A 23,053-nucleotide genomic window follows, 5' to 3' on the forward strand; every position below is an offset into this window, starting at 1 on the left:
TGTTTCTGGCACGGGAGGAGCTTAAACCGGCAACTTCCGGAAGATCGGGCGCGGCACGTGGCGCAGACCCATCATGACGAAACGCCACGGGCCGGGAGTCCAGACGATTTCCTTGCCCTTGTCCGAGGCGGCAACAGCGAGCTTCGCGACGATGTCCTTGTTGACCGTCAGCGGAGCTTCCTTGACGTGGGCACTGAACTGCGTGCGCACCATGCCGGGGCGAACGACGGTGACCTGCGGTCCGAATTCCGCGAGAGCCTCGCCGAGTCCGAGGTAGAAACCGTCGAGGCCTGCCTTGGTGGAGCCGTAGACGAAGTTGGCACGCTTGACGCGCTCGCCGGCAACCGACGACATCGCGATGATCTTGCCGAAGCCCTGAGCCTTCATCTTCTCGCCGAGAAGAACACCGACCGAGACGGACGCTGTGTAGTTCACGTTTGCGACCAGAACCGCCTTGCGCTGGTTCTGCCACAGCTCTTCGGAGTCACCGTCCAGTGCGAAGGCGACGATCGCGACGTCGACGTCCCCGTTCGAGAACGCCTGGTCGATCACCTTCGGGTGCGATTCGAAATCAACGGCGTCGAAGTCGATGAGCTCCACCGAGGTGGCACCCTTCGCTTCGAGCTGCTTGACCGCAGCTTCGCGTCCCGGATCGCCGGGAAGAGCCGCCAGAATGACGCGGAGCGGCGCCTTCTTCAGGTATTCCTCACAGATGGCGAGGCCGATCTCGGAGGTTCCACCGAGAAGCAAAACGGTTTGCGGGTTACCTACAGCGTTGATCACAGTTCCAGCCTTCTGGACATATCGGAGGCGAAAACGCCTGTGGGGTCGTACTTGCGGCGCGTCGCGATCCACTCGTCGATGCGCGGGTACATGGCGTGGAAAGTTTCCGCGGACGTCCGCGAATCCTTGGCCGTGTACAGGCGCCCACCGAATTCGAGGACACGCTTGTCGAGTTCGGTGACGAACTCGTTCAGGCCCGGCTTGATGCGGAAGTCGACGCAGATGTTCCAGCCCGGGATCGGGAAGCTCAGCGGCGCCTGGTTGCCCTCGCCGAACAGCTTGAACACGTTGAGGAACGAGTAGTGCCCGCTGCGCTGGATGTCGACGATGATCTTCTTGAATTCGTCGACGGCCTCCGGCGGAACCACGAACTGGTACTGCAGGAATCCGTTGGATCCGTACGCCCGGTTCCACTCACCGAACATGTCGAGCGGGTGGTAGAACTGCGTCAGATTTTGGACCTTGCCGCGGTACTTGCCGGACTTGCGGAACCAGACCTCACCGATCGCGGTGAAGTTGAACTTGTTGGCCAGCCCGTTGGGGAAGACGTCGGGGAACGTCAGCAACTGCGGCGCATCGAAGGCGAGCGGGTTCTTCTGCAGCTTGGCCGGAAGCTGGTCGAGCTTCGCCAGAGATCCGCGCGAGACTGCCGCACGGCCGAGCTTCGGGGGCGCGGAAATCGCGTCGAACCAGGCGCTCGAGTACTCGTAGTTGGCCTCGCTGCCGTCGCTGTGCAGCGCGATGGTCTCGTCGAGGCTGTTGGTGACGTCGCCGTCGGCGATGAAGTACGCCGTCTCGGTCGGTGTCATCTTGATGGTTGCCCGCAAGATGATGCCCGTCAGGCCCATGCCGCCGATTGTGGCCCAGAACAGTGCGGCCTTCGGGTCGTTGCGCCCGCCCTTGGGGGTGAGCGTGCGAACCTTGCCGTCGGCCGTCAGTAGATCCAACGACACGACGTGGTTGCCGAAGCTACCTGCGCTGTGGTGGTTCTTGCCGTGGATGTCCGAGCCGATGGCGCCGCCGATCGTGACCTGGCGAGTACCCGGCAGGACCGGAACCCACAGGCCGAACGGCAGAGCAGCCTTCATCAGCTGATCCAGATTCACACCGGCGTCGACGTCCACCAGGGCGGTGTCGCGATCGATGCGATGAATGCGGCTGAGTGCATTCATGTCGATGACCAGCCCACCGGCATTCTGCGCCGGGTCGCCGTACGAGCGGCCGAGGCCGCGCGCGATGACACCGCGTCGCAGATGCGATGGCTTGGAATCGTTCTGTTCCGCAACCTGGGCGACCGCGTTGGCGATCACTTCCACGTCGGGGGTGGACAGCACCTGTGCGGTGGTGGCGGCGGTGCGTCCCCAACCGGTGAGGGTGCGGGCTTGGGTGTGGAGAGCCGGCTGCGGCGTCTCTTCTGCTGTCGTGGACATCAAGGTAGAGGTTACCTGGGAGTAGTGCCGACGGCTCCGACTCGAGTGGTTACTCTCGTCGTCGTGCCCGAAACACCTGCAAGTCACCAGCACGAACCCCATGTCCCGCTGCCCGTCGAGATTCCTGTCACGACGGACATCGCCGACGACGCGATGGACCTGAAAACGCAGATCGTCCGGTTCGTCGCGACGGGTGGGCTGTCGGCGGTCGTGGACTACGGGCTGTACGCATTCCTGTTCAAGGTCGTCGGCCTCGATCTGAGCGTGGCCAAGTCGATCAGCTTTATCGCCGGCACTACGACGGCGTATCTGATCAACCGGCGGTGGACGTTCAAGGCCGAGCCTTCTCGCGCCCGCTTCATCGCTGTTGTCGTGCTGTACGCGGTCACTTTTGCGGTTCAGGTCGGGCTCAACGCGCTGATGGTGCATGTGCTCGCCGACGAGTGGTGGCGCATGCCGCTGGCCTTCGTCATCGCGCAGGGCACCGCGACGGTCATCAACTTCATCGTTCAGCGGGCAGTGATCTTCAAGATCAAGTAACGGTTCGGGGTGGATTAGCGCATTCGTCCGGTTTCTCGAGAGAGAATCGAGCCCATGATCATCGTTCTCGATTCTTCGGCCCTGACCAGGGGCGCACGGTTCGACGCCGCCATCGCCGACGCTCGCGCACTCGGACACCGCGTCGTCGTGCCTCGATTGGTCGTGCTCGAAGTTGCGAGCCGCTACCGCGAGGAATCGGCGGAGATGATCGCGGCCCTGAGCGTCCAGGCGCGCATGTACGACCGACTGGGGTTGCGGCGCGACCTCACCAGGTTCGTCGACGCGGCTCACGACAAGGCCGACGGCTACGTCGACGACGTGATCGAAGACCTCGTGGCGATCGGCGTCGAAGTGGTCGATCCAGTCGACGTGTCGCATCTCGAGGTGGCCGAGAGGGCGATCTCGCTGCGTCGGCCCTATACCGACAAGAAGAAGCGAGACGGCTACCCGGCGACGCTGAACTGGCTGACCGTGCTCGATCTCGCCGACCGTAACCCGGAGGTCGACGTCATCTGGGTCAGTACCGACGCACGGGCATACGGCGACGGCGAAGACGGGGTCTGGCACGCGGATCTCGCGCGTGAACTGGCATCGCGCGGCCTCGAGTATCGGGTCCGCTGGGCGTCGGACATCCCGGTGATCGACGGACCGGTGCAGGTGGAGCAGGTGGCTGAGGTCGCTGAGGTCGCGCCCGAGGCGCCGGTTGCTCAGGGCTTCGTGGAGCCGGAAGCGGTCGTTCCAGCAGAGATTCCCGAACCCGAGGTTCCGGCGGCGCCCGTCGTTCCGGAGGCACCGGCATCAGCTCCCGCACCCAAGCCCGTACAGCGTGCAGCGCGGACGAGAGTTGCGCCGCAGCGCATCGAGCCCGCCCCGAAAGCTCAGTCCGGTGGACTGCGTGGTCTGGGCAAGGTCATCGGCGGGCGGAAACGAAAGGTCACGATCGTCGACGATCTCGACGAAGTCGACCTCTTCGGTGCCTGATCGCTTCTAATCTGGACAGATGTCTCTGTTGCCGACAGTCAGTCGTAGGACCGGAACTCGATACGGCAGGCCGAGTATCGAATCGCAGGTCCTCTACAACGCGTGTCGATGGATGCTTCGGCCCGTGGTCGGGATCGCGCCGCTGACGCCTGGCGCAATGCGCCGCGCCGCAGTTCTGGACTCGGCCGCGGGTGTACGCATTCCGTCCGGGATCGATCGGGAAGCGATGCGTTTTCCAGGTTTCGACGGCGAACTCGTGCGCACGGCAGGATCGACGGCTGATCTGCGCGAGGGTGTAGTTCTCTACCTGCACGGCGGCGGGTTCATGTGCTGCGGGCTCAACACGCATCGGCCGGTCGTTGCCAGCATCGCCAAGCGAACCGGCCTTCCGGTCCTGCACATCGCGTATCGGCAGTTGCCGAGCACGAGCATCAGCGGGTCCGTCGACGACTGTCTGGATGCGTACCGGTGGCTCCTCGAACAGGGAGCCTTGCCGGAAAAGGTTGTCTTCGTTGGTGATTCGGCCGGAGGTTTCCTGGTCTTCGCGACGGCGCTTGCAGCAGTTTCCGCGGGGCTCGAGGTTCCGGCCGGTCTTGTCGGCCTCTCGCCGCTCCTCGATCTCGATTGCACCACCAAATCGGTCCATGCCAACGCTCGACGCGACGTGATCGCCCCGGTGTCGGCATTGATGGCGATCGGAAAGCTTGGCGGACAGACGAACTCGCCCGTCGACGGCGATCTTGCAGCTTTGCCGCCGTCGTTGCTGATCGCCGCCGAATCCGAGGTGCTCAGAGTCGATTCGGAGGTGATGGCGCAACGGCTCGCCGCCGCGGGGGTGCCGTGCTCGCTGCAGATCTGGAACGGCCAGGTTCACGCGTTTCCCGCCGTCTGGCCTGGCTTGCCGGAGAGCAGGGCCGCGCTACGTGACGTTGCCAGGTTCATTCGCGCCAGGCTAGATGCTGTCCCGCCCCAGGAGTCACGTGCGCAGTGACGCGACAACTGCCCGTGCGAGGGCGTCGGCAGATCCAGGGGCGAATGGCAGAAAGAGTTCGGGCTCGATCAGTTCCACTTCCATGAGCAGTGGTTGATCCACCGGACCCACGACGTCCACACGCGCGTAAAGCAATTCGCCGGGGCCGCATGGGGTCGCGGCCAGTGCCGCGTCGGCCACCGCGAGTTCGGCGGCGGAAGGCTCGTGGAGGTAGTTGGTTCCGCCGTGGAACTCCTGCACACGGAAGTCGTTGGTGGCTGGGATCTTCCGGACGGCATGGGAGTAGCGTCCGCCGAGGTGGATGATCGAGCGCTCGCCGTCGACGACGTCCGAGATGAAGGGCTGGACCAACGCGTCGTTGCCACTCTCGAGGATCGAGGTGAGGTGAGCGTGGGCCTGTTCGGACCCGGCGGCAAACTTTCCCACTCCGACAGCGCCGGCGGACACTGCAGGCTTGACGATGACCTCGGCACCCTCGAACGAAGGGAGGGTGAGTGTTTCGCGCTTTCCGGCAGCGATCACAGCGGTTGGAACGATAGGTACGCCGGCCGCGGCAAGTTCGGTGAGGTATCCCTTGTGGGCGTTCCACTCGACGATCGGGAGCGGGTTGGCGATCGGGGCGGTCAGCTGATCGAGAACGGCAAGAAATTCGTCGAGGCGCTGGGTGTAGTCCCAGGTCGACCGGATCAGAACCAGGTCGGCGTCGATATCGAGGAGGGACCGGCTCGACCACGGCGCCATCGTCGACGCGATGCCGTAGGAGGTGAGAGCTTCCATGACGAGTTTGCTTTCGACATCCGCCTCGCGGGCGGCGCCGTCACAGGTGAGCAGGAGAACCGTGGTCATGCCACGATGCTTTCACGGCTGGCGCCTTGTACGACTAGCGAGGTGGCCCCTCGTCGAGGACCAGCGAACCGGTCCCGGGTTGCCCGGTTGCGTCCACCCACGTCACCGCGACGGTGTCGCCGGGGCGGCGCGAGCTCATCGCCGCGTTGAGATCAGCGGACGACGCGATCCGGCTGCCACCGAACTCGGTGATGACCGCACCTTTGGTCAGCCCCACCCGCTCGGCCGGCGAATCGAAGCTCACGGCAACAACTTCCGCGCCGGCCGGCATCTCCGCGTGATCCTTCACCGCGACACCGAGTACGGGTGTCGGTCCCACACGCACGGTCTCGGAGGAGCGGCCGCCGAGTACCTGCTCGACGATCGGTAGTGCGGTGTCGATCGGTATCGCGTAGGACTGAGGCGCCGGCGAGGTTTCGCTGCGGTCGGTGACGGCGTTGCCCGCGCTGCTGACGCCGATCAGCTCGCCAACGGCATTGACCAGGGGGCCACCGGAATCGCCCGGCCGGATGTCCGCGTCGACCTCGATGAGGCCCTTCAACTGGTTTCGCGATCCGTCGGACACGTTGCGGGTGTTGACGGTGACACCGAGGTTGGTGATGACGCCGGGAGCTGGGACGGGCACTCCGCCGCCTTCCGCATTTCCGATTGCGGTGACGGCATCCCCACGAGTGGCTTCTGCTGATTTGCCGACCACAGCCACCGGCAGATCCGTGGCGCCCGCGAGTCGAAGGACGGCAAGGTCGCTGACGCTGTCGTACCCGAGGATCTCGGCGTCGTAGATCAGTCCGTTGGACATGCTGACGGCAGTGACATCCGAGGCCCCGCTGATGACGTGGTGATTCGTGAGCACAACTCCGTCAGGGGAGAGCACGATCCCGGTTCCGGCGGTGGTGGTGAATCCGGCCGGCGCGGTGATGGTGACGATGGTGGGGACCACCTGGGCCGAGAGCTCCTCCGGGGTGAGCGGAACAACCGGCGCCGGTGGGGTGGTGGTGATAACCGTGACCGGTGCGGACTCGATCGTGCCAGGCGTCAGAGGCGGTGCGACCAGTGCGAGGGCGCCGAGTCCGGCTGCGAGAACGGCGGCCGTCCACAGACCGCGTCTGCCCGCACGTTTGGTCATCCAGCCGTCCGTCCCGCCGGTCGTCATCCCATCGAGTGTGAAAGGTGAAGATTACCCAACCGGCAACGATCAAGACATGCGATGGCGCAACAGCATGTAGACGCCGCGACGCATGAACGAGGTGGCGAGTGCGCGTGCGTCGCCGATTCGGACGTCCATTGCGGAGACGAGAGTCGGATCCGATTCCCGGAGATCTTTGTGGAATGCCGCTGCCTGGCGTGCCTGATCCTTGGCCAGACGCACACTCCACTGTCCGGCGTTGACGCGGAAGGACGCGAGGGGCTTGGCGATCGTATAGACGTCGCCTTGGAGTGCGACGGCGGTGTACGTGGCTTCGTCGATGACGTACGGGTTGGTGTCGTCCCACCATCCGATGGCCTTCAAGGCGGATCGCTTCATGAGTACACATCCGGGCTCGCCGAAGATGTTCGCTCCCGCCGTTACCGTCTTTCGGGCCGCGTCGCGCCCGGTGACCAGTCCCTTCAGCCCTGCAAGTCCGCGCGCGGAGAGGATGGTCTTTCCGTTTGCATCGACCAGTTTGCGTTGCGAGGCCACGAGTACCACCGAGGGGTGCTCGTCGAAAGCCGCGACCTGTTCCGCCAGGCACTCGGGGTAGATGGTGTCGTCACCGCACACCAGTTTCAGGAGCTCTCCGTTCGCGGCTTCGCTGACCCGGTCCCAGTTTCGCTTCGCTCCGCCGCCGGCCTCGGTCGACAGGATCTCGATCCGCGGATCGTCGGCGTATCGCGCCAGGACCTTGACGGTGTCGTCGGTTGACGAATGATCCGAGATGATCAGTTCGAAGTCCTGGTAGGTCTGATTCAGGATCGAGTCGATCGTCTCGGCAATGTAGTCGGCATTGTTGTAAGCCGGGACGACGACGGAAACACGCGGAGTCATGAGTTGCCTGTTCTCTTGTTTCGACTGAACGAGAAATCGCGGTAACCGAAGAAGCTTGCTGTTGCGGTTACCGCTGTGATGACGAGTTGTGACGGGATGGGAGGAAAGTGCAGGACCGAGACCGCGACGGTCATCAGCGCGAGGTTGATCACGAAGGCGCCGAAATTGACGACGACAAATCGCCAGAAGTCACGGAGGAAGTGACCGCGAACCTCGAAGACCAGGTAGCGGTACATCGCAAAAGCGCACAGCAGGTTGCAGACGTACCCGGCAACGATCGCGAAGTGGTAGCCGAATTGATCGCCGAGCGCGATCTGCCAGGCAATGAACCAGGCGGTTCCGAGCGCCGTGTTGACGCCACCGACGAGCAGAAAGGCAAGGGCCTGATTCTTGACGACGCGCATCAACGGACCCGGCCTGCCGGTCATTCCGGCGGGGGGTGTTGCAGTCGAATCCGGTGAAGCCATCAGCCTTCGCCGAACGTGGGCAGCAGCCCTGCCGACACGGCATCTTGAAGCGACGGTGCCGCTGTGTCCTTCGCGGAGAGCGTGATGTTCAGGGGCTCACCGCTGCGACCCACGGTGGGCCAGTCGATCGCTATGTCGGGATCGAGGGGGTGAACTTCGTGCTCACGTTCGGGGGCGTATCCCGTCGAGCACAGGTAAACCACTGTCGAGTTGTCCTCGAGGGACAGGAAGGCGTGCCCGAGCCCTTCGGACAGAAAGATCGCTCGGCGGTCGACGTCGTCGAGAAGGACCGAATCCCACTGGCCGAAGGTCGGCGATCCCACGCGGAGGTCGACGGCGATGTCGAGTATCGCGCCTTTGACACACGTGACGTACTTGGCCTGTCCGGGAGGGACGTCGGCAAAATGGATGCCTCGTAGGACGCCGGCAGCCGAGACCGAGCAATTGGCCTGCTGAAGGTCGAGGGTGCGGCCGGTGATCTCGGAGAATCCGGGTTCACGGAACCACTCGAGGAAGACTCCACGGTCGTCGCCGAACTGTTTGGGTGTGAATTCCCAGGCCCCTGGCACTTTCAGTTCGCGATACTGGCTCATCACGTGAGTATCTGCCATGTCACCAGTCCTTGCCGCGGTCGAGAAGTTCGAGAAGGTATTTTCCGTATCCGGATTTGAGGAGCTTCTCAGCACGAATGCGTAGCTCGTCGTCGGTGATGAATCCGTGCCGCCACGCAACTTCTTCGGGCGCGCCGATCTTGAGTCCCTGACGCTCCTCGATCGTGCGCACGTAGTTCGATGCGTCGAGAAGCGAATCGAAAGTTCCGGTGTCGAGCCACGCGGTGCCGCGAGGAAGTACTTCGACCTGGAGGCGGCCAGCTTCGAGGTACGCACGGTTGACGTCGGTGATCTCGTACTCGCCGCGTGCCGATGGTTCGAGGTCCTTGGCGATGGCGACAACGTCGTTGTCGTAGAAATAAAGGCCAGGCACCGAATAGTTGGAGCGCGGGTTCGCCGGCTTCTCCTCGAGCGAGACGGCTTTGCCTTCGCGGTCGAACTCGATGACTCCGTAAGCCGTGGGGTCCGAAACCCAGTACGCGAATACGGCGCCACCGTCGATGTTCTCGAAACGCGTGAGCTTACTGCCCAGACCTGGGCCGTAGAAGATGTTGTCGCCGAGGACGAGGGCCGCGGATTCCGAACCGATGTGGCCGGCTCCGAGTACGAAGGCTTGTGCGAGACCATTCGGCTCGTGCTGGATCTGGTAGGTCAGGTCGACGCCGAACTGCGAGCCGTCGCCGAGCAACCGCTGGAACTGCGGTGCGTCGTCTTCTGTGGTGATGATCATGATGTCGCGAATCCCGGCCAGCATCAGGGTGCTGAGTGGGTAATAGATCATCGGTTTGTCGTAGACGGGGACCAGCTGTTTGCTCACGCCGAGCGTGATGGGGTGCAACCTCGACCCCGTGCCGCCCGCCAGAATGATTCCGCGCATGCCTCGAAGTGTTCCAGTGTTCGCTGGAGAAACAAATCTCGGGCGCACGGTATCGTGCGTGGCCGGTAGATAGATCGGTTCGATTCGGTGATCGTGGAGGCGCAAACGTGAGAGTTCTCGTGACTGGCGGTGCAGGCTTCATCGGCGCCAATTTCGTCCATCAGACGGTGGCAGAGCGCCCCGACGCCGAGGTCACGGTGCTCGATGCGCTGACCTACGCGGGCAACAAGTCTTCGCTCGATTCGATAGCCGACCGCATCACGTTTGTTCACGGCGACATCACCGACGCAGTTCTCGTCGACGAACTGGTGGGCGCTGCCGACGTCGTCGTTCATTTTGCTGCCGAGTCCCACAACGACAATTCGCTCGCTGATCCGTGGCCGTTCGTGCAGACCAACATCGTGGGAACCTTCACGCTCCTGCAGGCTGTGCGCAAGCACGACGTCAGGTATCACCACATTTCCACCGACGAGGTGTACGGAGACCTCGAACTGGGCGATCCGGACCGTTTCACGGAGTCGACCGCGTACAACCCGTCGAGCCCCTACTCGTCGACGAAGGCATCGAGCGACATGTTGGTGCGCGCGTGGACCCGTTCGTTCGGCGTCCGGGCCACCCTGTCGAACTGCTCGAACAATTACGGCCCTTATCAACATGTCGAGAAGTTCATCCCGCGGCAGATCACCAATGTTCTCGCCGGATTGCGTCCCAAGTTGTACGGCGACGGTTTGAACGTCCGTGACTGGATTCATGTCGACGACCACAACAGCGCGGTCTGGGCGATCATCGACGGTGGCCGGATCGGTCAGACCTACTTGATCGGCGCTGACGGTGAGGTGAACAACCGAACTGTCATGGAGTCGATTCTGCAGATATTGGGCCGTGGCGCCGACGAGTTCGATTTTGTCACCGACCGCCCGGGGCACGACGTGAGGTACGCGATCGACTCGAGTCTGCTCCGGAAAGAACTTGGCTGGTCCCCGCGCTACGAGGACTTCCGCAGTGGTCTGGAAGCGACGATCGACTGGTACCGCGACAACGAACAGTGGTGGCGTCCGCAGAAGGACGCGACCGAGCAGGCATACGTGGCAGCCGGCGAGAAGACCACTTCCTAGCGAGCAGCCAGATTGCGGCGGATGGAGTCGAGGGTCGACGCTATCCCGGCAGGCAACGGGCGATGTGTGCGCTGGTCCAGATCAGTCCACACGATCGATCGCAGCCGTAGGTCTCGGGCTTGCGCCGAAGCGAGTGGAGAACTGGCGAGCACAACGTTGGGGCGTTTTCTGAAGACGGTGTGGCACGCGCCGAGGATCGCCCCGATGGTGACGCTGCGTCCGGACGCGTAGATCTTGGTGACCGTCGGTTCCTGCGACGCTTCCGCTCGGGTGAAGCTGTCGACCACCATTTCGGCCGCGTCGGAGACGTAAACGTAGTCCCGAAGCGTGTCCATGGGAACGTAGATCGAAATGGGCATCGACAGCAGATAGCCTCGGCAGAGGTGCGAAATCAGGCCTTGGGGTTTCGCCAGATTCTGACCCGGGCCGTAGAGATTTGCGAATCTTCCTATGACAGTCCGGGTTCCGCTCCTGGAGCCGAATTCGCGAACAATCGATTCGGCATCGAGCTTTGCTCGCCCGTAGTCGGCCAGTGGATTGGTCGCGCTTGTTTCGGTGTGCGGTGCTCCGGGAGCTCCGGCGTAGACGCCGCCGGCAGACGAAGCGTGGAAGACGGTCCCGACGCCTGCGTCCGCCGTCCCCAGCTCGTCGAGAACGTCCTTCATGAGTTGGTTCTCGCGAGCGAATTCGTCACTGCTCGTACCGTTCACACCTGCACCGGCGCACCACGCCATTCGCCACGGGCCGCCGGCGGCGTCAGTAACCAGTTTCCTGGCATCGGCGAACAGGATTTCTCTGGCCAGAGCGGGTTCGCCCCACGGGACGCGGCTGGTGCGGATGTCGGCCCCACGGCGCTCGAGTTCGCGGGCCACGGAGCTGCCGAGGAGGCCGCCGCTGCCGACTACCCACGTGGGGACATTCATTGTTACGCGGGTGGCTCGGTGGCGTTCCGGCGCCCCAACGGGCCTGACGCGGGGTCGCTGACGATGAGGTACGGCGGCTTTCCCATTGCCGTCTTGACTGCGACACCGATGTATTCGGCGATCACACCCAACGAGAAGAGCACTGCCCCGAAACCGAACAGCATCACGATCATCGTCGACGCCCATCCTCGTACCTCGACGCCGGCGTCGAAGAACGCGTACGACGCCAACACGTAGAGGACGATGACGAGACCGCCGACAGCGAACAGGAAGCCGATCAAGCTGACCATTCGCAGGCCCTTGGTGCCGCTGGAGAGAACCATTCGCCAGAAATGCGACAGCAAGCTTCTGAGGTGATATCCGGATGCGCGTCCGCGTTCCTCACGCAGTTGAACCGGGCTGGTGGTGACCTCTCCCGCGATCCAGCCCAGAGCCACGTCGAGGTAAGCCTCGGATCCGGCGTATGCGGCGACCGACCGTCCGACCTCTCCGAGGACCAGTCGGAAGCTCTGATACTTCACGGAGTTCTCGGACGAGAGAATTTTGGTGGTCAACCATTTCGACGACTTCGACGCCGCGTTGCGTAGCGCACCGTGGGGTGCCGCGTTCACGGGCTGCGCGTAGACGAGGGTGGCCTGTTGATCCAGTGCAGTGTCGAGGAGTCCACCGATGTCGGCCGGGTCGTGCTGGCCGTCTTCATCCATGGTGACAACCCATTCGCCACCACTCGACGCCATTCCCGCCAGTGTTGCCGGATGTTGGCCGAAGTTGCGCGAGAGCCAGATGGGTCGGATGAAGTCATGTTGTCTCGCGAGTTCACGGATGACCGCAGCTGATCCGTCCGGACCGTGGTCGAAGACGAGAAGGACTTCTTCGACGACCAACGGCCGCCCGCCGGGAGTGGTCTGGGTTTTCGTCAGGGGAAGTATCTCGTCGATGAGTGCATTGAGAGTGTGTTCGCCCTGGTAAACCGGCACGACGACGGAAATTCGGTGCGGTTGCACCGACTCGGGTGTGCCATCGGTCTTCACAGGCGGGGAGTGTATACGTCGCCGAGGGTCGGCTTCTCGGCGTGGGGGCGTACATGTCGGAGAATCGTGAAGTTATGATCCGGATCACTCGACGAAAGTGAGTCTCCAGTGGCCGAGTTCGAAGATCACACCAACGATCGACGCGAGAACAATCGCGAGAACACAGGCCTTCCTGGGAGAGCCGATACGGGTAGCGGTGATACCACCGACACCGAGTACACGGCTCGGTTGCGTGAGCTTCAAGGCGCCAAATGGAAGCGCGTTCTGAACGTGCAAGCGCCGTATCAGTGGAATATCCGACGTTTCCTCGGCGGCCGGAAGGTGCTCGACGTCGGCTGCGGGATCGGCCGAAATCTGCGAAATCTTCCCCCTGGCAGTGTCGGGGTGGACCACAACGAACATTCGGTGGAGTTCTGTCGATCGCTCGGGTTCGAGGCGTACTCTTCTGCGGAATTTCACTCCGAAAGCGATCAGCGAACCTTCGACGGAATGCTGATGGCGCATCTCCTCGAGCACCTGCCGGCGGGAGAAGCTTCCGGCATCGTCGCCGAGTACCTTCCATTCCTGGAACCGGGTGCGACCGTCATGCTGATCTGCCCTCAGGAACGTGGCTTCGCCAGCGATCCCACGCATACCGTCTTCCTCGACGGCGTCGACCTCGAAAAGATCTGTGCGGACAACGGTCTTGTAGTCAGGCGCTCGCTGTCGTTCCCGTTTCCGCGGTGGATGGGAAAGCCGTTCATCTACAACGAGTCTGTGGTGATCGCGGAGGTCCCGTCCCGGCTCTGACGCCTGTCGCGGTAGTAGATCACGGAGAGGCCGGCAAGGATAACGAGCCCGAAGCCCATACCGACATAGCCGATCCTCTGTCCTGGGGAACGGAAGTTGATCACCAGTTCCGCGTTGTCGGTGCCAGGCGGCAGATCGACGTAGAGGTACGTTCCGCCGAGGCCCTTGGTCGGGATGGGTTCGCCGTCGAGGGTCGCGGTGTAGCCCGGCCATGCCAACCGTGCGAATACCACGCTGCCACCGCCCGGTGAGCTGACTCGCACACGCTCGTTCTTGACGCTCATGTACTCGGACTGTGCGTCGGCATTGACAGTTGCCGACACACGGCCCGGTTGACCGGAGATCGGGCCGGCGTCGCGTTCGAGGACGTAGATCTGGTCCTGGGCGACCTCGGGCACTTCTGCCCAGTGCCACCCGGGTGGGGCGGGTTCGTTGTCAGCGCCCGGGTACTGCTTCCGTTGAAGGACGACGCGGTCGAGCAGCATCAGGTCTGCGCTGGTTCGACCGGTGTATTCATCCGGCCTGAACACGTTTCGGTAGGCGTCGTCGCACGTCGACCCGTCGAATCCCATACACAGAAGCGAAGCGAAGTCCGCGTGGCCGACCGGGGTGTACGCGTTGACGTAGTCGAGATCGAGCACCTTGGCGTAGTTTCCGTACACCTGCGAAGTCCACGGGAGTTCTGTTGTTTCGGCGTCGATTCGGATCAGCGCGCGATTGCCGAGCTGAAGGGTCGTGCCCGGGAAATCCGGAAAGTTCGCCTTGGCTTCGGATTGGCTGGTCGGCAGGTACCACTTGTTCAGCGCCTGGGGATACGCGATCACTTGATACAGAGTCACCGGAGCGATGGTGAGAATCAGTAGACCTGCGATCGCCGGGGCGCCGTATCTACGACCGAGGTAGATGGCGAGTGCTCCGACGGCGATGATCACGACAGCCCAGGTGAGATGCCGGATGAAGTACTGCGGACCCGAAGAACTGGCACGAATCATCAAGACGAACACGATCAACGATGCAGCGATGACGCGTGATCGCAGTTTGTCCAAAGTCCCGAATCGGCTCAGCAGCACACCGAGTAGTACCAGGGAGAACACCGCGACGAAGGGAAGTAGTCGTGCCGGCCACCGAATCTGGCCGATGTCGCTGGGGCCCGCGGTGAACAGCAGAATGAAGGCCAACAGCAGCAGCGGGGTCACCAACTCTCGCAGCGAACCCTGTGCTTTCCGCCAGCCGATGAATGCCAGTGCCGGTATCGCGAACCAGGCGATGTAGGTGATCGGTGCGTAGGTGGTTTCGCCCGTCCAGGACTCGATGCTCGAGACGGACGACGGAATACTCGCCGTCAGTGTTTCCGACCACGGTGCCGTCAGGAAATTGTCGTTGAACGTACCTTCTTCGCCGGTGCGCCATGTGACGGCCGAGGAGAGCAGACCGGGAAGAAAGGTGATCGCGCCGCAGGCTGCGGCCGAGACGCCGACCAGTCCGAGCTTCACTGTTGTCCGCCACTGCGGACTGCGGACGTATTCGCCCACCATCAGTGCCCCGACGGTCACTCCGGCCATCAATGCCGCATGGACGTATCCGACGCTGATCGCGAGATAGAGGAAGACGAAGACGGGTATCGGCCCCGACCGGCCGCGGGCATAGCGAATTCCGCTGGCCCACGCCTGCACCACCCAGGCCATTCCGATCACCGACGTAACCCACGACGGGTACTCGAAGTACAGAGTGAACCCGGCAAAGGGCACTGCGCTTCCGGCGACGGCCGCCCAGTAGGGGCGCGCGCCGTATTCGAGGCAGACTCGATAGACGCCCCATCCGAGGATGATCGCGAATGCCAACTTCACCAGCGTGGCCAGCAAAGCGAGATTGTCGACGGACGGTGCGATGTAGTTGATGAAGATCTGGACCGGGTTCCACAGCCCACCCTGACCCTCGACCGGATAGTTTCCAGCCATCCACTGATCCAGAACCAGCGAGGGGAATTGTCCCTCTCGCATCAGATGGCCCAGCTGAACCCAGTTGCCGACCGCACCGGATTCGGTGTCGTCGACATAGAAGTAGCGAGGGTCCACCGTGACGATCGCGAAGAATGCGAGGCACACGACTGCTGGGATCACAGCGCCCCAGCTCCAGCGTTCCCGACGGGTGGGAGCGGGTAGTTCGAGTGTCAAGGGATCTCCAGGTCGCACGGGTGGATGCACCAGAGACAGTAGCCGAGGCTGTGTTTTCGAGTTTCGGGGGTAATTCCACCTCGGATACCCTGCGAGTGACAGGTACAGCTTTTTCAAGATTCACGTAGGAGTCATATGCCCGAGCAGGTAAAGGTGGGGGCGCCGGAGAACGGGCAGGTCATGGCTCGCCGTTTGGTGGTCCAGCGCGGCGTGTTCGTCGGAATGTCGCCGATAGTCAACGACGACCTGTACGTCGAGTTCCGGAAGGGCTCCGGTGAGCGGACCCGGCACCGAGTCGCTCTGGACAAGGGCGCACGTATCAGCACCAACACCTATTTCGGGCGTTTCGCTGCCAGCTACTGGCAGCGGTGGACGACTGTCACTGAGGTCGAGGCTTCGCTGCGGATCGAGAGCGAGGGTCGGTTCCGCGTCCGGATGGTTGCTTCGGATATCGCCGGGCATCGCCGTATTCTCGAGACCCGCGACGGATCGGGGTCCTCGGAGGTCACGTTGACCACATCGTTGGACAAGTTCGTCGACGGCGGCGCCCTCTGGCTCGAGGTGGATTCTGTCGACGCTCCGATGACGATCGACCACTTGGAATGGACCGTGGCCGCTCCGGAGACGGTTCGCCCGGTCTCGGTGGCGATCTGCACCTTCAATCGGGCCGACGATTGTGCCGAGACTGTTGCTGCACTGGCTTCCGATGCCACTGTGCGTGACCTCGTCAGCTCCGTGTACGTCGTCGATCAGGGTAACGACCTGGTGAAAGATCGGGCGCGCTTCGTCGAGGCGGCAGACAAGCTCGGTGAGAAGCTGAAATATCTGCAGCAGCCGAATCTCGGCGGAGCGGGCGGTTTTTCACGTGGGCTTTTCGAGGCTACATCCGAGGGGGCAGATCTCGCCGACGTCATCCTGATGGACGACGATATTCTCTGTGAACCAGAAACAGTGTTGCGCCTCAACGCTTTTGCGAATATGACGGTGGAACCGACATTGGTGGGTGCGCAGATGATGTATCTGCTCAATCCCGATTTCCTCAATGTCGGTGCCGAAGACGTAGATCTGAAGACTCTCCATCACGGGCAACGAGTGCCCAAGGCTCTCATCAACACGAGCATGCTCAAGAAGCGTCAAGAGCGTCGAGTCGATGCGGGATACAACGCCTGGTGGACGTGCCTGATCCCCGCCGAAGTTGTCGAAGCCATCGGGTTACCCGTTCCGATCTTCTTTCAGTGGGATGACGTCGAGTACGGAATCAGGGCCCGGAAAGCAGGGTTTGTCACCGTCACGTTGCCCAACGCCGCTGTGTGGCATGCCGATTTCTATTGGAAGGACTTCGACGACTGGGCCCGCTACTTCAGTACGCGTAACTCCCTCGTCGTCGGGTCTTTGCACAGCGATCTCGACACCAAGGGACTTTCACGTCAGTTCTTCCGCCAGATCTCCGAATTCCTCGTCGGAATGCAATACGGCCTTGCCTTCACGACGTTGAAGGGCATCGAGGATTATCTCGACGGTCCGGAAGCGTTGCGGGACGGCGGCATCGAGGCCATGGCAAGCATCCGTGCCGGCCGAGCGCAGTATGCCGAGACGATCAAACACGATGCGGCTACCGCCCCGATCGCCTCGAACGAACTCCACACCGAGCGTGCCGGTGGTGAACCGAGCCTGATGCGAGTGATTCTGGCCAAACGTGGGTTGAATCAGTGGCTGGGGCGCACCCGTGGCGGTTTGGTCAATATTCCGCGCGAGGATGCGCACTGGTGGCACATCTCGCAGTTCGACCATGTAGTCGTCACCGATGCTTCGCAGTCGGGGGTACGTATCCGGCAGCGAGACAAGGCTACGGCGCGTGCTCTCTTGATCCGAACGGTGAAGCTACTGCGTCGATTCCAGAAGGAAGCACCTGCCGTGTCGGCGAAGTACCGTGCTGCGATGCCGGAACTCACGAGTCGAGAGAACTGGGCACGTCTGTACGAGAAGTGATTCTCAGCTGGTGATCTCGACGATGACCTGCTCGTTGTCGACGGTGTACCCGAGGTATTCGAACGAGATGCCGGTGCGTGTGACGAACTCCGTCCACGCCCGGTATTCGTGCTGCTGCCATCCGGGATAGTTGAAGAACTCGTCGAAGACGACGATCGACCCGGGGACCAGTCGGTCGCCGAGGAGATCGAGCACGGTCTTGGTGGACGAGTAAAGGTCGGCGTCGAGGTGCAGGAACGCAACGGGGCCGGATTCGTCGTTCAGGAACGAGGGCAAGGTGTTCTCGAAGAGGCCCGGAACAAGTTGCGCTCCAGGCACTTCGGGGATGGATTCCTGTGCGAACTCGCCGACCGGGAACCCGGTGCGCCAGGTCTCCGGAAGGCCGGAGAACACGTCGAAACCTGCGACGGTCCCCTCACGTTCGGTGAAAGCCTCCGCGACGATCCTGAGTGTGGTTCCGCTGGCGACGCCGAATTCGAGTGCCATGCCGGGTATTTCGATCAAGCCCAATGCGTGGCGCAGCGTGTCGTGCGGGTGGCCGAATGTCTCCGCGACTCGAAGGTGTTCGAGGATGAACTCGGCAGTCGACGCTGTCGCTTCCAGATCCACGGCGTAGGCCAGATCCCGACGCTGGCGAAATTCCAGCTCGTCGATCCTGGACCGGAGGCCCGCGATGTCACCGCGGGCCTCGGCCAGTTCGTCACGTGAGAGTGCCAGCGCGTCGAGGATCTGCTGCGTGCAATCGGCGTTGCGACGGTCGGCGGTCTCGACCACCTCGGATACCGCACGCTGAAGCTTGGTCCTGGCGCTGGAACGTAACCGCTCGAACATGGCAACCTCTCGTCGGGATCACCTCCATGCTGCCAGGCTTTGTTCGCTACCGGTTCCGACCGCGGTAGTGACTCTTGAGATGTCGGGAGATCACCTTGATCTCCCGCGTCCTCTCTGCCTGCAGACGAGCATCGCTTCGCGCGGCGTTCCACGCGTTCTCTCGCTGTAGTTTCCGGTAGCTCGCGAGTCTCCGCTCATCGATCTCACCACGCCCGAGTGCGCCCAGGACTGCGCATCCAGGCTCGGAGTTGTGTGCGCAATCCGAGAACCGGCACTCTGCAATCAGTTCCTCGATCTCGGGGAACGTCTTGTCGATCCCCTCCGCCGCATTCCACATGCCAACCCCTCGCAGGCCGGGTGTGTCGATCAACGTCCGGGCGCCGGAGAAGGGGATCAGTTCTCTCGTGACTGTGGTGTGGCGTCCCTTTCCGTCGCCGGTTCGAACGCGGCCGGTCTCGAGTCGATCGGCGCCTGTGGTGTCCGCGAGGAGTGCGTTCGCGAGCGTCGACTTACCGGCGCCGGATGGACCGAGTATCGCCACGGTGCCGTCCAGAACTGCATCGAGTACATCCATTCCTTCGTTGGTCTCGGCACTGACGGCCAGCACTGTTGCGCCGGGCGCAATGGCAGAGACCTCACCTAGAGTGTCGGAGATATATTGAGCTGCATCCGATTTGGTGAGTGCGACGACAGGTGTTGCGCCACTTTCCCAGGCGAGTGCGAGTAGTCGCTCGATGCGCCCGAGATCGACGTCGCCGTCCGAAGCCGTGGCGATGACGACGGTGTCGACGTTCGCAGCCAGAATCTGGCCTTCCGATTTTCCGGACGCCGAGGATCGAACGATGCTGCTCGATCGGGGGAGTATTGAAGTGACCGTGTGCATCTCGGGTTCGCGTGAGTTCAGTACCTCGGCGACGGCCACCCAGTCACCCGTGCACAGTTGGCTGGTAGCGAGCGGATCACTGCCGGTGAGTGCGCGAACTGTGCCTTCGGCGACGGCCACGTCGCACCGGCCGCGGTCGACGCGAAGAACGCGCCCGGGTGCGGAGTCCGGTGGGGCCAGGGTAGTGAATGTGTTCGAGAGTGTTGCGTTCCAACCGTATTCGGTCAGGAGCGTGTTGTTTTCCGGCATGGTGATTGTGTCCTCGAGTACGAAGAAGTGTGAACGTTGACGGCGCTGAAACTGCGGAACACGACAGTCATCAATACTCACTCCTCGTAATTCTCAGGACGCACCATGCGTCGGATCAGAATCGTCTCAGCCGCAGACGCGACTGTGCAACTGATTTAAAAGATGTTTGGGCAACTGCTTCAACTCAGGGCAACTGATTCAACTCAGGACGACTGACTTAACTCGGGCGTTCGAACTTTTCTTCCCGGCCGAGTTTGCGCAGTCGCATCCACTCGCGTAGTCCTGCCGGATCGCGGCGGGTGATCAGGAAGTACCAGCCGAACCGAACCCATTCCTGCGGAAGCAGTTTCCGCATTCCCGGCTGGGCGAGGATGTATCCACGGTTGCGGTACGTGAAGTAGCGCTTCGTGTCGTTGTCGGGGTACTGCGTGTGCATGCGTCCGCCGAGAATCGGCTTGAACTCGTCCGCGCCGTTGGGGTGGACGTAAGCAGTTTGCAGGCAGGTACCGAACTTCAGGCCGGAGCGCACGAGGCGACGATGTACCTCGACCTCGTCGCCGCGGACGAACAGGCGTAGATCCGGAACTCCGACAGCATCGATCGCATCGGCGGTGAACAGTGCACCGTTGAAGAGGGACGCGATGCCTGGCAGGAGATCCTCGTCGCCGAGTTCGGAACGCAACCGGCGCCACGACGTGCCGCGGCGCAAGGGGAACGCGAGGCGGTCTGGGTTGTCGATGTCGCAGACGACGGGGGAGACCTCGGCCAGGTCGTTCCGAATTGCACAGTCGAGCAGGGTTTCCAGGACCTCGGGGCCCTCCGGACGCCCGTCGTCGTCGGCGAGCCAGACGCGGTCGGCGCCGAGCGAAAGTGCGTAGAGAATGCCCAGAGCAAATCCTCCGGCACCGCCGAGGTTGTGCTGAGAACCGATGTAACTCGTCGGCAGTGGAGCGTTGTCGACGAGCTCTTTCACATCGGCTTCGTCGGCGTTGTCGACGACAACCAGGTGATCGAGCGGCCGCGACTGGGTGCTGAGGACCTTCAAGGATTCGGCCAGCAGTTCACGACGCTTGTGCGTGACGACAACCCCGATGATTTTCTCGGGTGCGCTCACAGGGTGTTCTCCCGTTCCATCTCCTTGATGACGTGGCGCACGTGTTCGGCGGCGTCGTCGCCTTCGTAGGCGCGCACGACATCCTCGATGTCACCCTGCATGCGGATCTGGCCGTGGTCGATCCACATCGCGCTGTTGCACAGCTGAGCGAGGAATTCGTTGGAGTGGCTGGCGAATACCAGGATGCCGGAGCGTTCCACCAGCTTTTGCAGCCGAACTCTGGCCTTCTTCATGAATTCGGCGTCGACGGCACCGATGCCTTCGTCGAGTAGCAGGATCTCGGGATCGATACTGGTGACCACGCCCATAGCGATGCGCACGCGCATGCCGGTGGAGTACGTGCGCAATGGCATGTCGAGATAGTCGCCGAGTTCGGTGAAGTCGGCGATTTCATCCATCTTCGCGAGCATCTGCTTGCGGGTCTGACCGAGGAACAGGCCGCGGATGATGATGTTCTCGTAGCCGGAGATCTCGGGATCCATGCCGACTCCGAGGTCGAAAACAGGTGCGACGCGTCCGCGAATGGTGGCGGATCCCCGGGTGGGTTCGTAGATCCCGGAGAGCAAGCGCAGCAGGGTGGACTTTCCGGCGCCGTTGTGGCCGACCAGCCCTACACGGTCGCCCTCTTTGAGCGTCATCGTGATGTCTTTCAGGGCTTCCACGACCACAACGTCGGAACTGTTGCGGCCGATGGCGCCACCCGCTTTACCGAGGAATGCCTTCTTCATCGACCGGGACTTCGCGTCGAAGATCGGGAAGTCGACGCAGGCGTTGTGCGTTGAGATGTTCACATGTTCGGTCATTGCGATGTCCCTAAACCCAGTAGGGCACGCGGGCCCGGTATTTGCGAAGCGCCAGCAATGCGACGGCCCAGCCGACCACCGTGATCGTGATGACGATGTACCAGTGGTAAAGCTCTTGCGGCTGCCCGATCATCGGCGCGCGGACGATGTCCAGGTAGTGGAACAGCGGATTGAGTTCGGCGATCTTTGCACGATCTCGGACCGCGCCGCCCTGAGCCTCGAGGCTTTGTGTTGTCCACATGATCGGTGTCAGCACGAAAAGCAGCAGCGTCAGCGAAGACAGAATCGGTGCGATGTCACGGTATCGAGTGGCGAAGATTCCGAACACGATCGAGACCCACAGTGCGTTGAGCACGATCAGTCCCAACGCCGGGATCGCAGCCAACGACGCCCAACTCAGGTTCCGCCAGACCCCGAACGCGATCACCATGATCACGTAGATCAGCAGGTTGTGTGCGAAGAACAACATCTGCCGCCACACCAGTCGATAGATGTGCACGCTCAAGGCTGATGGCAGCTGTTTGATCAGGCCTTCGTTGGCGACAAAGACTTCGGAGCCTTCGATGATCGAGGCATTGATGAGGTTCCAGACGATCAGGCCCACCGTCACATACGGCAGGAACTCCTGGAGTGGCATGTCCAACAGGGCCGCGTACAGAATGCCGATGGCGGTGGCCTGGACGCCGGTGGCGATCGTGATCCAGAACGGACCGATCACCGACCGGCGGTAGCGCTGTTTGATGTCCTGCCAGCCGAGGCTGAGCCACAACTCACGCTGATTCAGACCGTCGCGAAGGTCTTTGAACGCACGACGGAACGTCTGGGAGTCGGACACGGGCGCAGGTGCGTCCGGCGTCTCGGATTCGATTGCGGATGCTGACACGGAGGTCGAGCCTACCGGCCTGGCGTCGGCGCCGGATTTCCCTCGGACCTAGTGGTGGTCCGGGTTACAGATACTGGCCGGTTCCCGGGCTCTGTTGGTCCGGATGTGCAGGCGAATGCGGAGCCCCGATGCTCATGCCGGGAGGCAGTGCGCCTTGACGCATTTGTTCGAGCTGAGCGCGCGCTGCCATCTGCTGGGCGAACAGTGCGGTTTGAATTCCGTGGAACAGTCCTTCGAGCCAGCCGACGAGTTGGGCCTGCGCGATTCGCAGTTCGGCGTCGGAGGGAATGGAGTCGTCGGTGAACGGGAGGCTCAGTCGCTCGAGTTCTTCACGGAGTTCGGGTGCCAGGCCTTGTTCCAGTTCTCGGATGGACGAGGTGTGGATGTCCTTGAGGCGCTTACGGCTGGCGTCGTCGAGCGGCGCGGCGCGAACTTCTTCCAAGAGTTGTTTGATCATCGTGCCGATTCGCATGACCTTCGCCGGCTGCTCGACCATCTCGGCGACGGACTCGGCTTCTGTTTCCGCGCCTTCGGTGGTGCCGGAGGTGGCGGCTTCTGCCTCGGCCGCCGGCATCGCGACGGGTCGACCGTCGGGTCCGATAACGAGTACCTGCTCTTTGTCGGGGTTCGTCATGCTTCCATCTTGTCGTGTGTGGGCGACAAACGCCGCGTAACCCCCAAAAAGTTAGCTATCGAATAACTGTACTGACGGGTAAT

General features: G+C 62.4%; 23 protein-coding genes. 6 read left to right on the forward strand and 17 right to left on the reverse strand.

All coding sequences use genetic code 11. The features are described from left to right. Nucleotides 1-21: 21 nt before the first annotated feature. Both dprE2 and dprE1 read right to left on the reverse strand, forming a co-directional pair. Nucleotides 22-783, reverse strand: coding sequence for a decaprenylphospho-beta-D-erythro-pentofuranosid-2-ulose 2-reductase (gene dprE2 / locus QM596_RS25390; RefSeq protein ID WP_019746424.1), 762 nt, complete (start codon nt 781-783; stop codon nt 22-24). Beyond that, nucleotides 780-2,213 (reverse strand): decaprenylphosphoryl-beta-D-ribose oxidase, encoded by a 1,434-nt coding sequence (gene dprE1, locus QM596_RS25395; RefSeq protein ID WP_003943934.1) that lies wholly within the window; start codon nt 2,211-2,213, stop codon nt 780-782. The genes dprE2 and dprE1 overlap by 4 nt, the downstream gene beginning before the upstream one ends. A gap of 63 nt (nt 2,214-2,276) precedes the next feature. Here dprE1 and QM596_RS25400 point away from each other — a divergent pair, with 63 nt between their 5' ends. Genes QM596_RS25400 through QM596_RS25410 form a run of 3 tightly spaced genes read left to right on the forward strand, consistent with a single transcriptional unit; the run spans nt 2,277 to nt 4,725 of the window. After that, the gene (locus QM596_RS25400; protein ID WP_078377459.1) at nt 2,277-2,753 is read left to right on the forward strand and encodes a GtrA family protein; all 477 of its coding nucleotides are present in this window, start codon (nt 2,277-2,279) and stop codon (nt 2,751-2,753) included. 54 nt (nt 2,754-2,807) lie between these two features. Next, entirely contained in the window at nt 2,808-3,734 is a 927-nt protein-coding gene (locus QM596_RS25405; RefSeq protein WP_021332825.1) for a PIN domain-containing protein, read from the forward strand. 19 nt (nt 3,735-3,753) lie between these two features. Then, nucleotides 3,754-4,725 carry an alpha/beta hydrolase gene (locus tag QM596_RS25410; RefSeq protein WP_031331132.1) on the forward strand — a complete coding sequence of 324 codons (972 nt, stop codon included), beginning with the start codon at nt 3,754-3,756 and terminating at the stop codon, nt 4,723-4,725. Here QM596_RS25410 and QM596_RS25415 read toward each other — a convergent pair. The 6 genes from QM596_RS25415 to rfbA all read right to left on the reverse strand — a co-directional run bounded on the left by QM596_RS25415 (nt 4,711) and on the right by rfbA (nt 9,552). Continuing rightward, nucleotides 4,711-5,571: an ATP-grasp domain-containing protein gene (locus QM596_RS25415; RefSeq protein WP_283310215.1), complete on the reverse strand. Its 861-nt coding sequence runs from the start codon at nt 5,569-5,571 to the stop codon at nt 4,711-4,713. The genes QM596_RS25410 and QM596_RS25415 overlap by 15 nt on opposite strands. A gap of 34 nt (nt 5,572-5,605) precedes the next feature. Further along, nucleotides 5,606-6,697, reverse strand: coding sequence for a S1C family serine protease (locus tag QM596_RS25420; protein ID WP_084325027.1), 1,092 nt, complete (start codon nt 6,695-6,697; stop codon nt 5,606-5,608). 69 nt (nt 6,698-6,766) lie between these two features. Next, nucleotides 6,767-7,597 carry a glycosyltransferase family 2 protein gene (locus QM596_RS25425; RefSeq protein ID WP_283310216.1) on the reverse strand — a complete coding sequence of 277 codons (831 nt, stop codon included), beginning with the start codon at nt 7,595-7,597 and terminating at the stop codon, nt 6,767-6,769. Then, a complete protein-coding gene (locus QM596_RS25430) occupies nt 7,594-8,064 on the reverse strand; it encodes a GtrA family protein (protein ID WP_020905791.1) in 471 nt (156 codons plus the stop codon). The genes QM596_RS25425 and QM596_RS25430 overlap by 4 nt, the downstream gene beginning before the upstream one ends. Beyond that, on the reverse strand, nt 8,064-8,675 hold the full coding sequence (locus tag QM596_RS25435) for a dTDP-4-dehydrorhamnose 3,5-epimerase family protein (protein ID WP_223257871.1): 612 nt from the start codon (nt 8,673-8,675) through the stop codon (nt 8,064-8,066). Before QM596_RS25435 ends, QM596_RS25430 begins: the two co-directional genes overlap by 1 nt. A 1-nt stretch (nt 8,676) precedes the next feature. Then, nucleotides 8,677-9,552: a glucose-1-phosphate thymidylyltransferase RfbA gene (gene rfbA / locus QM596_RS25440; RefSeq protein WP_020905793.1), complete on the reverse strand. Its 876-nt coding sequence runs from the start codon at nt 9,550-9,552 to the stop codon at nt 8,677-8,679. Nucleotides 9,553-9,659: 107 nt separating this feature from the next. Between rfbA and rfbB the strand changes: the two genes are divergently transcribed. Beyond that, entirely contained in the window at nt 9,660-10,667 is a 1,008-nt protein-coding gene (gene rfbB, locus QM596_RS25445) for a dTDP-glucose 4,6-dehydratase (RefSeq protein ID WP_024488303.1), read from the forward strand. Here the strand turns inward: rfbB and QM596_RS25450 are convergent. Then, nucleotides 10,664-11,590: an NAD-dependent epimerase/dehydratase family protein gene (locus tag QM596_RS25450; protein ID WP_020905795.1), complete on the reverse strand. Its 927-nt coding sequence runs from the start codon at nt 11,588-11,590 to the stop codon at nt 10,664-10,666. The two genes, rfbB and QM596_RS25450, sit on opposite strands and share 4 nt — an antisense overlap. Nucleotides 11,591-11,592: 2 nt before the next feature. Then, nucleotides 11,593-12,621 carry a glycosyltransferase gene (locus QM596_RS25455; protein WP_283310217.1) on the reverse strand — a complete coding sequence of 343 codons (1,029 nt, stop codon included), beginning with the start codon at nt 12,619-12,621 and terminating at the stop codon, nt 11,593-11,595. Between the two features lie 108 nt (nt 12,622-12,729). Between QM596_RS25455 and QM596_RS25460 the strand changes: the two genes are divergently transcribed. Next, nucleotides 12,730-13,410: a class I SAM-dependent methyltransferase gene (locus QM596_RS25460; RefSeq protein ID WP_078377455.1), complete on the forward strand. Its 681-nt coding sequence runs from the start codon at nt 12,730-12,732 to the stop codon at nt 13,408-13,410. Here QM596_RS25460 and QM596_RS25465 read toward each other — a convergent pair. Further along, a complete protein-coding gene (locus tag QM596_RS25465; RefSeq protein WP_054188737.1) occupies nt 13,365-15,584 on the reverse strand; it encodes a hypothetical protein in 2,220 nt (739 codons plus the stop codon). The genes QM596_RS25460 and QM596_RS25465 overlap by 46 nt on opposite strands. 135 nt (nt 15,585-15,719) lie before the next feature. Between QM596_RS25465 and QM596_RS25470 the strand changes: the two genes are divergently transcribed. Next, entirely contained in the window at nt 15,720-17,573 is a 1,854-nt protein-coding gene (locus QM596_RS25470) for a glycosyltransferase (RefSeq protein ID WP_069146656.1), read from the forward strand. 3 nt (nt 17,574-17,576) lie between these two features. Here QM596_RS25470 and QM596_RS25475 read toward each other — a convergent pair whose 3' ends face one another. The 6 genes from QM596_RS25475 to QM596_RS25500 all read right to left on the reverse strand — a co-directional run bounded on the left by QM596_RS25475 (nt 17,577) and on the right by QM596_RS25500 (nt 22,970). Further along, nucleotides 17,577-18,404: a TylF/MycF/NovP-related O-methyltransferase gene (locus tag QM596_RS25475; protein WP_283310219.1), complete on the reverse strand. Its 828-nt coding sequence runs from the start codon at nt 18,402-18,404 to the stop codon at nt 17,577-17,579. 46 nt (nt 18,405-18,450) lie between these two features. Continuing rightward, on the reverse strand, nt 18,451-19,536 hold the full coding sequence (gene rsgA / locus QM596_RS25480; protein ID WP_283310221.1) for a ribosome small subunit-dependent GTPase A: 1,086 nt from the start codon (nt 19,534-19,536) through the stop codon (nt 18,451-18,453). Nucleotides 19,537-19,753: 217 nt separating this feature from the next. Further along, entirely contained in the window at nt 19,754-20,650 is an 897-nt protein-coding gene (glfT1, locus tag QM596_RS25485) for a galactofuranosyltransferase GlfT1 (protein ID WP_019746444.1), read from the reverse strand. Further along, on the reverse strand, nt 20,647-21,453 hold the full coding sequence (gene wzt, locus QM596_RS25490; RefSeq protein WP_020905803.1) for a galactan export ABC transporter ATP-binding subunit Wzt/RfbE: 807 nt from the start codon (nt 21,451-21,453) through the stop codon (nt 20,647-20,649). The genes glfT1 and wzt overlap by 4 nt, the downstream gene beginning before the upstream one ends. A 10-nt stretch (nt 21,454-21,463) precedes the next feature. Further along, nucleotides 21,464-22,336 carry a galactan export ABC transporter permease subunit Wzm/RfbD gene (gene wzm / locus QM596_RS25495; protein WP_020905804.1) on the reverse strand — a complete coding sequence of 291 codons (873 nt, stop codon included), beginning with the start codon at nt 22,334-22,336 and terminating at the stop codon, nt 21,464-21,466. A gap of 64 nt (nt 22,337-22,400) precedes the next feature. Then, nucleotides 22,401-22,970 (reverse strand): bacterial proteasome activator family protein, encoded by a 570-nt coding sequence (locus QM596_RS25500; RefSeq protein ID WP_021342495.1) that lies wholly within the window; start codon nt 22,968-22,970, stop codon nt 22,401-22,403. Nucleotides 22,971-23,053 lie beyond the last annotated feature (83 nt).

It is taken from the genome of Rhodococcus sp. IEGM 1406, from assembly GCF_030056745.1.
GTDB lineage: Bacteria > Actinomycetota > Actinomycetes > Mycobacteriales > Mycobacteriaceae > Rhodococcus_F > Rhodococcus_F erythropolis.